Raw genomic sequence first — 10,103 nt, 5'->3', positions numbered from 1 at the left:
ATTTCTAGCTGATATATCCCTGACATTGTTCATCCTTCATCTGGTTTATTCTTATTCTCTCATCTGTAGTCCAATTTTAGAGAATTGGTATTAGTTCTTGTCCGGCTTCAGACAACTGTGTTGTCAGTCAAAACGCAGATGAAACTAGAGATTAAGTTGAGAGAGTTTGGTATTGGCTCATTCCTTTTTGAAAACAAAGCGATCGCCTTTCTTGTGCCAAAAATGATATCAATGATATCAATGTCTCACCAAAGTAAGCGATCGCACTTACGTGAGGAACGCTTCATCGCAGTTAAACCAAAGGGAGTGCTAAAAATCAGCTAAAAGTCGCCACTATAAGGAGTAACTCTCAAGCCTTGTACAGACGGCTGTATAGAGAGGTATAGATATTTGCCAAGAACCAGTTTAGTTTGCAAATAGAATCTGGAAATTGCTCTTGTATGTGTATTCTCGTCCACCCCAAGGAACGTAGCAGGTTTTATTTGGTGGATAGTATTTCCCTGGTGTATACTCTCCATCAACCTTGGCTCGGCAAAAATATAATGTGTTTTTACCATTATTCTCAGTGCCACCAGCAACATTATTACCAACAATGTACCCTGGAAAATTTCCCCATGTCCAGCTATTAGCTTTGTACAATATCAGAGGTGATTTGTAGGAATATTCTTTACCTCCCCATGAAACGTAGCATCTTTGATTTGGTGGATAGTATTTTCCAGGTGTATACTCTCCATCAACCTTGGTAGAGCAAATATACAATGTGTTCCTACCATTATCTTCAGTCCCACCTGTAATATAACGACTAGAATTACTAGTAGTGGGTTTCACCTGAGTCCTTGAAACAGCCGCTAATGCAGGTATTCCTATAGAAACCGCTATTCCAACTGCTAGGAGTGTAGCGATCCGATTAAATTTCATTAAATTTGTTGCGATTGCTTTCAATTGCATATTTAATAAACTCCCATTTTTTATAGTTATTACTGAATTTATACAAAACGCAAAATAACGTAAGAAGATGAAAACTAAAGCTTTCAAAGAGTGGTGAATAATAAATTAATATTTGAAAATATTCAACTTATTAAAAACCCAATTTGATATTTTCATTTTTTATTATGCATTTGTAAAAGAAAAATAAAAAGTTACATTTATACTCAGAAACTATTCTGGTAAGAGCTTAAGGGAGCTTTATCCGGTTTGGTAAAGGTTGATTATTGTCAGCGATGCCTATGGCGGTCTACACCTACGCACTTTGTATATTTGGTAGCGATAGTTATCCTTAATTAATATCCAGTTTAAAGAATTAAAGATAAATCGGACATGAATTTTCATGATATAAAACATGGGTAAACGTGTAATCGGGGTGGGAGGAGAGTCGAAGGATGCTAAACCAAGAATAATTGTGAACGCTATGGTTAAAAAAAAAGATTTAGAAAAAATTGGTTTGGAATCACAACCACTTAAGTTTGATGATTTCGTTGCCCGTTGCCCTGAGAAATTAGAACTTAGAGATGGATACATGGGACAGTCTAAGCAAGATGCTAAGCAACTACTAGCCATGTCGCTCCAGTCGTTTGGGTTGGTTGAAACAGTGAAATTAGCGCCTAAAGAATTGTGGTTGGAGGCTATTAAGCAAGCTTACGGCGATGCTCTTGATGAGGAAAACGAAACTGATCGCCGATAAGACTTCTCTAATACTGGCTGATTCCACACTCCCGTCTCGGATGCGATCACCGTAGGTGATCGCTTGCGCCATCGCCAAGTTCTGGGCATTTTCAAAAGCCAGATGATTTGGACAGTTTGCCGCAGACTTCCGATGATCGCAGAATCAGTTCAGAAATACGCTGCTCGAATTGAGCTTCTTTCCCGGCTTTGGGTCGGCGAGTATGAATAAAGTCGTTTGGGTATCGCTGTGCTGTGATCAGGGCTTGTCGTCCTCCGTTGGAACAGCCCTGGAAGTAAGAATAACTGGGACTTTTGCCATAAAACGCGGTGGCGATCGCTTTTGCCGCTAGTGCCGTAACATGCTCTGAGCGATAGCCGATATTGTCAGAAATTGCAGGTTGAAATTTGCTTAAAATACACCCGTCGTAGAAATCTTACCCAATTCCCAATGCCCTATGACCAAATACTTTCGCTCTAATGTTGATGCAATGGCTAGCTATGTTCCCGGTGAGCAGCCTCAACGCGGTACACAAATTATTAAACTCAATAGCAATGAGAATCCCTATCCTCCTTCTCCTGCGGCATTAGCTGTGCTACGAAATATTGATGGTGAGCGGTTGCGGCGGTATCCAGAACCTTTCGGGGGAGAGTTCCGGCAAGCTGTAAGTCAAGTTTTAGGAATTCCTAGTGATTGGATAATTGTCGGAAATGGCAGTGACGAATTGTTGAGTGTAATAATTCGAGCCTGTGCAGAACCTGGGAAGAAGGTAGTTTATCCGATGCCTACTTACGTGCTATATCGCACATTAACAGAAATGCAAGCGGCGGAAATTATTGAGATTCCCTACAACAAAGACTACAGTTTACCTTTAGAAGAATTAATTACTGCCAATGGGGCTGTGACATTTATTGCGTCGCCCAATAGTCCATCGGGGCATCTGGTAGCAATAAATGATTTACGAAAATTAGCCAGCCAGTTATCTGGAGTTTTAGTGATCGATGAAGCATATATAGATTTTACTGAAGAGAATGCATTAGCTTTGGTTAAAGAATATGAAAATGTTATCGTGATTCGGACACTATCTAAGGGGTACTCGTTGGCAGGATTACGATTGGGCTTTGGAGTAGCGAATCCCAAGCTGTTGCAGGGATTATTTAAGGTTAAAGATAGCTATAACATTGATGCGATCGCTTGTGCAATTGGTACGGCTGCCATCACTGATCAAGCTTATAAAAATGCTTGCGTAGCAAAGATTAAGGCATCACGGACTAAGTTAGCTACAGAATTGAAACAATTAGGTTTTCATATCTGGGATTCCCAAGCTAACTTTTTGCTGGCACAACCAAAAGAAGGAAACGCAGAATCTCTCTATCAAAAACTGAAGGAACGGGGAATTTTAATCCGCTATTTCAAGCAGCCCGGACTAGATGATAAATTACGCATCACTGTTGGGACAGATGAGCAAAATCAGGTTTTAGTAGAGGCACTAATACTAATTCAAAATTCAAAATGACGCTCACAGACTCGCTAACACTGCGCTAACAAAAATCAAAATTAATCAAGCCAGACATCACAAAGGTTTGGGTGTATGTATCTGTCGCATTCTTTTTTCAAATTGGTATAACTTACAGCACTTGAAAACTAAAGCTAAGACTTGCCCAATTATTCACATCCAAGCTATGTGAATCGGGTGCTGTGCCGTTCATATCTGTTTTGAGGGCACTAGCGTTATGTAGGTCTTGTAGCAAGGCTTGTACAACATCTAAGGAGTTCTCCAATGAACCAATTGGCCCTTCTTCGCTTGTGGAATACTTGGCAGCGTTCAAGGCGGCGAGAGTTTCGTTAAAGGGGGCAGTACTAAAAATTAGTTGGTGTTCACACTCAGAAGCTGGCCCTGAAATCATCCATTCGGAAGCAGTATTCGTTTGGGGTAGGGTGAGAGTTTCACCTGGAGCAATGACGACTTGTTTCAGGACGGGCTTGGTGTCGGCAGTGTTTGGTTCTTCGGGGGTTTCCCAAGAATAGAAGGCGATCGCTGTATGATTATTGTGTAATCCCAGCAAGATTAAATATAATGGGTGATCGCTCTGGTTTTCTACCCGATATTGCATTCGACTACCGATAGGGACAATCGGAGTAGGAAGTGATTTTTGAATCGAAGTTTCAGTTTTGAAAGTTCGTACTGTTTCCCGCTGCATAATAACGCGAGGCGATTTGTTATCAATTATTTCTAAGGTTGTCTTCACAGCCAAGCGGGAAGAACCTTGATTTTCTGTTAATCGCCATAACTTAGCTGCTAACAAGGTTGATAATTTTGGTGCTAACTTTTGCACTGTTGATTTTACTGCTTCTCCTGCTTCCCCTGTGGCATTGGAAATTAGTTCGCCACTAAGAGAAAATAAACCATAGCGACTAGGTGTTTGCTGTAGTTTGGCAAATAAATAATCAGCTGGTTTTTCTCCTAAAACTACGGTGGAGATATGGGTAAATGCAGCAAAGGCACTCGTAGCGTCTACGCGCTCAATTCTTTCCAATCCAGTATCTAAAGCAATTATTAAATGGATCTTTTGGGCTAAAACCCGCACTGCTTCTTGGACAAGTTGCCCGACTCGTGGGGGATTTGTACCTTCTATTTGGGAAATTTGCGCTTTTGCTGTTAACCCAGTGCGCGATCGCAATATTAATTCTTCTGTTGTTCTTCCTAAGGTGAATCGAGAATTAACTCCGTAATATAGCAGCACTTGTGGTGGTAATCCTGCTAACCACAGATGCACTGTTTTATCATCTTCTTCTATCGCTGTCACTGCGCCTTCGGCACCAATAATATCGTCTGGTGGTAGAGACGTTAGATGTTGATTTTTCTGAGTACTTAATAACGCTGGTTGCTGTTTACTACCGGATTTGGATAGAGAATTTTCCATATAGGAGAGGGCGACTTGAATTCTGGTAGTTGGGGTAAATTCCCACAAATACTGCGTCAAGGCGTAGGTAAATAACCCAGCACTAAAACCAGAAAAGAGTTCTTCCCTCGCCGACTGCTTGGGATTTGAGGTAGCTGTTAAGACAATCGGCGTGCTGAGTAACTTCTGAGTTTTAAGTTGTTGGAGAAAGTCAAGTTCTTCTGCTACTAACTTTGCCTTTACTGATTCTGGAAGGGCGCGACTTTTTAATCCTAATACTGGGGTTGGCGCATAATAGCTAGTATCTAATACTGCTGTGACTTGATCTGTAGGCAGCGATCGCAATAATAGCAGTAGAGTTTCTTCTAATATATAGTTGACTATTTTCTCTTCTTGTGAAATTAAACTGGCATTAGCTGTCACCAGAGCATTTTGCATTGTTTCTGGTGATGTCTCCAATTTGACACGGCTGCCATAACCGCTAAAGTGAAAGACGACCAGATCATCGGGTTTAGCTTGCTTACCCAAGCGATCCAAAAAAGCCGTTTCAATGAATTCCCTACTAGCTTCTTCCTCAGTTAAAGTTAAGATATCTGACCCTTGGAAACCAAAGCGATGAATCAAAAGTTCTCTTTGTAGTTCCACATCCGTTAGACAACCACTGAGGGCTGGAATTTTTTGGTATTGGTTAATACCTATTAGCAATGCCAACTTGCGCGGACTGGGTTGTGCCAAAGCCTGATAATAGCGATTTCCCAAAGACAACCACTCAGCCTCAGTTATCCCCAATACCGGGAGTATTGAGCCAATTCTTTCTAAAAACGTGCGACGTTTCATAATTAGCTATCAGCCCTCAGCCATTCAGTTAGCAGCTTACAGGGCTGAACTCTATATTGTAAAGTTATAAAAATGTGGGGAGTGGAGGGGCAGGGAAGCAGGGGGCAGGGAAGAATAATTTATAACCAATGCCCAATGCCCAATGCCCTAAACCGTTACTTCTGTCCGCATTGCCCGCGCCAACTCTGCTGCTACCTCTGGACGAGAAAATTCTGGTGGAGGTAACTCACCACGTCGCAGCATTTCCCTAACTTTTGTCCCTGATAGATGAATACGTTCTTCTGGCCTGCTGGGACTGGTTTTAGATGTTGCCATCTGCTTAGTGCGCGTGCAGTAAAAAGCGTGTTCAAATTTCATCGGCACAATGCCTAATTCATTTGGGGCAAATTCATCAAAGATATACTGAGCATCGTAAGTGCCGTAATAGTCACCAACACCAGCATGATCTCGTCCGACGATAAAGTGAGTACAGCCGTAGTTTTTGCGGACTAAAGCATGGAATATAGCCTCACGAGGACCAGCATAGCGCATTGCAGCAGGATTAATTGCCAAAGTTACCCGGTCTAAGGGGTAGTAATGTTCTAGCAAAATTTCATAGCAACGCATCCGCACATCAGCAGCAATATCATCCTCTTTTGTCGCCCCGACTAATGGGTGCAAAAATAGACCATCAACGATTTCTAAGGCGCACTTTTGAATATATTCATGGGCGCGGTGGATGGGGTTGCGAGTTTGAAAGCCGACAATGGTTTTCCAACCTTTGTCTTGAAATAGTTGCCGTGAGGCCGCTGGATCGATTTGGTAACTGGGAAACTGGGGATGAGGTTCGCGTTGCAACAACCAAATATCACCCGCCAGATTTACAGTACCTTGGTTATAAAGTACTTGCACACCGGGATGATTGACATCATTAGTACGGTAGACTTTTATTGCTTCGCGGATTTTGTCATAGTGATATTTTTGGGTAAGTTGCAAAACTCCAATAAATTCGCCTTTGGAGTTATCCAGACGGATTAAGCCGCCTTCTGGCAATGGGGAAGCTACTTCTTCGCTTACCGATAGTGTAATCGGGATTGACCACACAAGACCATTAGCTAATCGCATTTCTGTCACAGTGCGATCGTAGTCTTCTTGGTTCATAAAACCCGTTAGCGGACTAAAAGCACCGATCGAAATCATTTCTAGATCGGAAACGGCGCGATCGTCAAGTTGCACTCGCGGCAAAAAGTCAGCTTTTGAGAGAAACTCTGCTCTTTGTTCTGGTGTGGCGATGCGGTTAACCAACTGTCCACCGTGGGGGGCTATGGCATCTGGATTGTGACTCAACGTAATCCCCTCTCTGCTTTTACTGTTATTGTTTCAGATTATGTACTAACTTATCAAATGCTGGTACGTAGAGAAAAAATAGTTGGAAAAATAGTGTGAATTCAACCTAACACAAGATTTACCTGAGATAAGAACTGCTTTCAGTTTCCTGCAACTCCAGACTAATAATTGGGAAAAATAAGTTTGAGCTCAAGAACTAACCTTTGGAGGTTGCAAGTGCTATCTTACTTACGTGTGCTAGCTTCAGCTTTACTTAGACCATTAAGAGCAATCCGTCGATTCGTTAAGTTTTTAATAAAACAAGAATATAAAGCAAACGGAGTAAGACATTTAAATCTGGGACTTGACTTATATAACCAAGGACTTTATCATGATGCATTAAAATAGTTCAGTCAAGCTTTATCTTATTTTCAAAGAATTCAAAATTTAAAAATGAAGGTATTACTCTTAGTAATATTGGGAGTGTATATCATAGTATTGGACAATATTCAAATGCTTTAGAGAACTATCAAAAAGCGCTTTCTCTTCATCTTGAGGTCATGGATCGCCAAATGGAAGGAAAAACACTCTGTGGTATTGGGGTAGTGTATTCCTTATTAGGACAATATTCAGAAGCGCTACAGCACTATAATCACTCCTTAATAATTAGTAGACAAGTAGGCCATCTATCTAATGAAGCTGCTACTCTCAGTAATACTGGCTTAATTTATGAAAGGCTTGGACAACACCTCAAAAAGCCTTAGCAAAATATCAAGAGGCACTAAAAATTTACAGGAGTCAAAATCATCTAAATGGTGAAGCATCAGTCAAGACCCAAAGGCAATAGAGACATTTAAAAAAACATTCCACAAGCATTGGTAGTTATACAAAAACTGTTTGGTCTTTGGTTACGGTTGCGTGATCTATGCGGAGCCGGAGACGCTCCGCCTCCGGTCAAGATGAGAGTCGAATGGGACTAAAAACTGAACCGAGGCGTGTTGTAAGGACTTGTGGTGTTCAACCAGTTGTTCATGTGGGATGGAAGCGACCAAGTTTTTGGCTGTATGGTGTTGTTGAACCACTGACTGGATGGCACTTTTGCTTGGAGTATCACATCTAAACGCACAATACTTTCAAGAGTTTTTAGATACAGTTTCATGTCAATTGGCAGGAAATATCGCACTCCTTCAAATTGACCAAGCCGCAGCGCCTAAAAGCTTATAAGTTGAAATGGCCGGAAAATATCATTCCAATATGTCAATCCGCCCATTGTCCGCAACTTAACCCTATTGAGAGGTTCTGCCAATTTCTCAAGTCCCAGATCAAAGGTCAACTATTCAAGACACTTGATGAACTTCGCGTAGGCGTAGCCCGCCGTAGGCATCGCCTCAACGATACCTTTAGCAAAATTACATCAGAACGCATAAAGTTAATACTAAAAAGATGCCAATTTGCTTAAAAACATCAAATTTTTAGGCTGCACTGGCGCTAGCTACCGCTGTGCCTTACTTCCCCAGCTCGAGTTTATCTGCCAAAACACGCAGAGCTAATGCTTGAAATCTAGCAACTTGACTTCAGTTGATTCTAACAAGCACAAAAAAGCCAGAGCCTTAAAATCTAACAGCCGCCCTGCTAAAGAACTCTGTAGCTATCGCTGACTATAAATTGCATACTATACTCATTATGTCAAGCAATTCTGCGCTTTTATTAATCAGCAAATAGACAAACTTGAATAAAAAACGCATAGGCGATCGCAGAATCTTGCCAATCCTGATGCACAAAGCCTGTATTCATTGCTGAATCAGGCTTTTGATATTTTTTATTAAATTTGTACCGACAACTTCAGTTTTATTACTGAATACCAAATCCTTCTGGTCTGATTACATCGTCCAAATCAACGCCCATCAGGTTAGCTCCCTGGATGTTTGCATTTGTTAGATTTGTATCTTCTAAATCTGCGTTTTGTAGGTTAGCGGTTTGCAAATTTGCTCCCAAGAGATTGGCTTTCTCTAGGTCTGCATCAAAAAGGTTTGCTCCTACCAGGTTTGCTCCCCAAAGGTTTACCTTGCCTAAATCTGCTCCTTGAAAGTTAGCCCCTTGTAAGTTTGTTTGCTGCAAGTTAGCTCTTTCTAAGTCTGCATTTTGTAAGTTAGCATTTTCCAAGTTTGCTGCTTGCAGGTTTACATCTTTTAACATTGCCCCAGCCAGGTTACAGCCTACACATTCATTGGTCTGTAATAAATGTCTAACGTTTTCTGCTACAGACACTATTGGCGATACAACTGGAGATATTACTGGTGGTGTTACAGGCTCCATTGGTAATTCAACTGGAGCTAGTTCAGATTCTGTAGGTATGGATGGTGTTAGTGTTTGCGCTCTAGCGCTGGGTTGGATAAGCAGAGTAAATCCCGCGACAACTACCAGAAAGACTGCTGTTACGAGCCACTGAGTTAATTTTTTAGAGTTTGATTGATTCATTAGTTCCTTCATTATCTGATTCCTATTGGTGGGCTTACTTTTATAAAAGCCATCGGTAATGTGCTTTATTCTCACTTTAGATATCTTGATTGATAAAAGCAAATATTATTGTTATTTACATTGATAAATTTAAGTGATTAAAAATTTTTAGATGGGAAACATGCTGATTTTTTTGCTGACATCAGGGACATAGCACCCATCAAGAATTGCGGCGTCATACCTAATTCCCAAGCATTGCCAGACTAGGTAAAAGTCGATATGTTTCACTTTTAATTAAGATAGAGAGTCCCAAGTAAATTAAGACAAAGGGGAAGATTTTTCGACCATAGCGAGTTAAAACAGGAGTCATCAGAGGATTACGAGTCAGATTGTAAGAGAGTAAGCACCACGCCCCAATACTGAGATAGCAAACACAGACAATTACGCTCAAACTTGGAAAATTACTACTGGCAAACAACGGTACATAAATTCCAATGTTGTTTCCTCCATTGGCAATGGTGACAGCAGAAACACGGTAAGTTTGAGGATCGCGGATAGTTGCGAATAGTGATTTATTTTGGCGTCCAGATTTTACAGGAGAGTTTAAGTCAAGTGACACCGCTTGCACTGTCTCTTCTTCCTGTTCTCGACTAATGAAATTACTGATACCAATGGCAATAGGAAGCAAACCCAGCAAACCAATCCAGGTGCTGGGAATAATCAGACCACCGAAGAAACCAGGGAGACTAGCACATACTAAGGTAGTAAATCCCAGAAATTCACCGAGAACAATATGCTTAGGACGAAAGCTACGATTGACTTTCCCAAAGAAAGCCGTCAAATATAAGTTGTCGTCAAAAGTAGTTGCAAAAGCGACAGAGATTCCAATCAATGATGTACTAATTAACCAAGCCATAATTGTTGCTCGCAGTAATTCTAAT

Annotated in this window: 11 protein-coding genes and 1 pseudogene; 6 read left to right on the top strand and 6 right to left on the bottom strand. The window is 41.1% G+C overall.

Annotated features, from left to right (window positions below; genetic code table 11):
* Nucleotides 1-84: 84 nt before the first annotated feature.
* Nucleotides 85-324 carry a hypothetical protein gene (locus V7K89_RS26410; protein ID WP_335192473.1) on the top strand — a complete coding sequence of 80 codons (240 nt, stop codon included), beginning with the start codon at nucleotides 85-87 and terminating at the stop codon, nucleotides 322-324.
* An 81-nt stretch (nucleotides 325-405) separates the two neighbouring features.
* Here the strand turns inward: V7K89_RS26410 and V7K89_RS26405 are convergent, their stop codons facing one another.
* Nucleotides 406-948, bottom strand: coding sequence for a DUF3421 domain-containing protein (locus V7K89_RS26405; RefSeq protein WP_335192469.1), 543 nt, complete (start codon nucleotides 946-948; stop codon nucleotides 406-408).
* A gap of 391 nt (nucleotides 949-1,339) precedes the next feature.
* On the opposite strand from V7K89_RS26405, the gene V7K89_RS26400 reads away from it, so the two are divergent.
* Nucleotides 1,340-1,681 carry a hypothetical protein gene (locus V7K89_RS26400; protein ID WP_335192467.1) on the top strand — a complete coding sequence of 114 codons (342 nt, stop codon included), beginning with the start codon at nucleotides 1,340-1,342 and terminating at the stop codon, nucleotides 1,679-1,681.
* A 91-nt stretch (nucleotides 1,682-1,772) separates the two neighbouring features.
* Here V7K89_RS26400 and V7K89_RS36105 read toward each other — a convergent pair whose 3' ends face one another.
* Entirely contained in the window at nucleotides 1,773-1,997 is a 225-nt protein-coding gene (locus V7K89_RS36105) for a tannase/feruloyl esterase family alpha/beta hydrolase (RefSeq protein WP_442941765.1), read from the bottom strand.
* A 120-nt stretch (nucleotides 1,998-2,117) separates the two neighbouring features.
* Between V7K89_RS36105 and hisC the strand changes: the two genes are divergently transcribed.
* Nucleotides 2,118-3,176 (top strand): histidinol-phosphate transaminase, encoded by a 1,059-nt coding sequence (hisC, locus tag V7K89_RS26390; protein ID WP_335192462.1) that lies wholly within the window; start codon nucleotides 2,118-2,120, stop codon nucleotides 3,174-3,176.
* Nucleotides 3,177-3,288: 112 nt separating this feature from the next.
* On the opposite strand, the gene V7K89_RS26385 is transcribed toward hisC, so the two are convergent.
* Nucleotides 3,289-5,400, bottom strand: a complete 2,112-nt coding sequence (locus V7K89_RS26385) for a caspase family protein (protein ID WP_335192458.1) — start codon at nucleotides 5,398-5,400, stop codon at nucleotides 3,289-3,291.
* A 147-nt stretch (nucleotides 5,401-5,547) separates the two neighbouring features.
* Nucleotides 5,548-6,726, bottom strand: coding sequence for a sulfate adenylyltransferase (sat, locus tag V7K89_RS26380; RefSeq protein ID WP_335192456.1), 1,179 nt, complete (start codon nucleotides 6,724-6,726; stop codon nucleotides 5,548-5,550).
* A gap of 377 nt (nucleotides 6,727-7,103) precedes the next feature.
* Here sat and V7K89_RS26375 point away from each other — a divergent pair, with 377 nt between their 5' ends.
* The 3 genes and pseudogenes from V7K89_RS26375 to V7K89_RS36100 all read left to right on the top strand — a co-directional run.
* Nucleotides 7,104-7,469, top strand: a complete 366-nt coding sequence (locus V7K89_RS26375; RefSeq protein WP_335192478.1) for a tetratricopeptide repeat protein — start codon at nucleotides 7,104-7,106, stop codon at nucleotides 7,467-7,469.
* Between the two features lie 161 nt (nucleotides 7,470-7,630).
* Nucleotides 7,631-7,825, top strand: coding sequence for a hypothetical protein (locus tag V7K89_RS26370; RefSeq protein ID WP_335192454.1), 195 nt, complete (start codon nucleotides 7,631-7,633; stop codon nucleotides 7,823-7,825).
* 448 nt (nucleotides 7,826-8,273) lie between these two features.
* Nucleotides 8,274-8,438: pseudogene (locus V7K89_RS36100) on the top strand (Coenzyme F420 hydrogenase/dehydrogenase, beta subunit C-terminal domain); the annotation flags it as partial.
* 118 nt (nucleotides 8,439-8,556) lie between these two features.
* Here V7K89_RS36100 and V7K89_RS26365 read toward each other — a convergent pair.
* Together V7K89_RS26365 and V7K89_RS26360 are read right to left on the bottom strand one after the other, a co-directional pair.
* Nucleotides 8,557-9,183 carry a pentapeptide repeat-containing protein gene (locus tag V7K89_RS26365; protein WP_335192452.1) on the bottom strand — a complete coding sequence of 209 codons (627 nt, stop codon included), beginning with the start codon at nucleotides 9,181-9,183 and terminating at the stop codon, nucleotides 8,557-8,559.
* A gap of 220 nt (nucleotides 9,184-9,403) precedes the next feature.
* Nucleotides 9,404-10,078 (bottom strand): cadmium resistance transporter, encoded by a 675-nt coding sequence (locus tag V7K89_RS26360; protein WP_335192450.1) that lies wholly within the window; start codon nucleotides 10,076-10,078, stop codon nucleotides 9,404-9,406.
* Nucleotides 10,079-10,103 lie beyond the last annotated feature (25 nt).

Source organism: Nostoc sp. (genome assembly GCF_036917515.1).
In the GTDB taxonomy this organism is placed as follows: domain Bacteria; phylum Cyanobacteriota; class Cyanobacteriia; order Cyanobacteriales; family Nostocaceae; genus Nostoc.
This window is presented reverse-complemented; position numbering and strand designations above follow the sequence as displayed.

Excerpts from the sequence above, each read along its gene's own strand:
- V7K89_RS26405 (WP_335192469.1), bottom strand. The coding sequence starts at position 948 with ATGCAATTGAAAGCAATCGCAACAAATTTAATGAAATTTAATCGGATC.
- V7K89_RS26365 (WP_335192452.1), bottom strand. The coding sequence starts at position 9,183 with ATGAATCAATCAAACTCTAAAAAATTAACTCAGTGGCTCGTAACAGCA.
- V7K89_RS26385 (WP_335192458.1), bottom strand. The coding sequence starts at position 5,400 with ATGAAACGTCGCACGTTTTTAGAAAGAATTGGCTCAATACTCCCGGTA.
- V7K89_RS26400 (WP_335192467.1), top strand. The coding sequence starts at position 1,340 with ATGGGTAAACGTGTAATCGGGGTGGGAGGAGAGTCGAAGGATGCTAAA.
- V7K89_RS26360 (WP_335192450.1), bottom strand. The coding sequence starts at position 10,078 with ATGGCTTGGTTAATTAGTACATCATTGATTGGAATCTCTGTCGCTTTT.
- hisC (WP_335192462.1), top strand. The coding sequence starts at position 2,118 with ATGACCAAATACTTTCGCTCTAATGTTGATGCAATGGCTAGCTATGTT.
- V7K89_RS26370 (WP_335192454.1), top strand. The coding sequence starts at position 7,631 with ATGCGGAGCCGGAGACGCTCCGCCTCCGGTCAAGATGAGAGTCGAATG.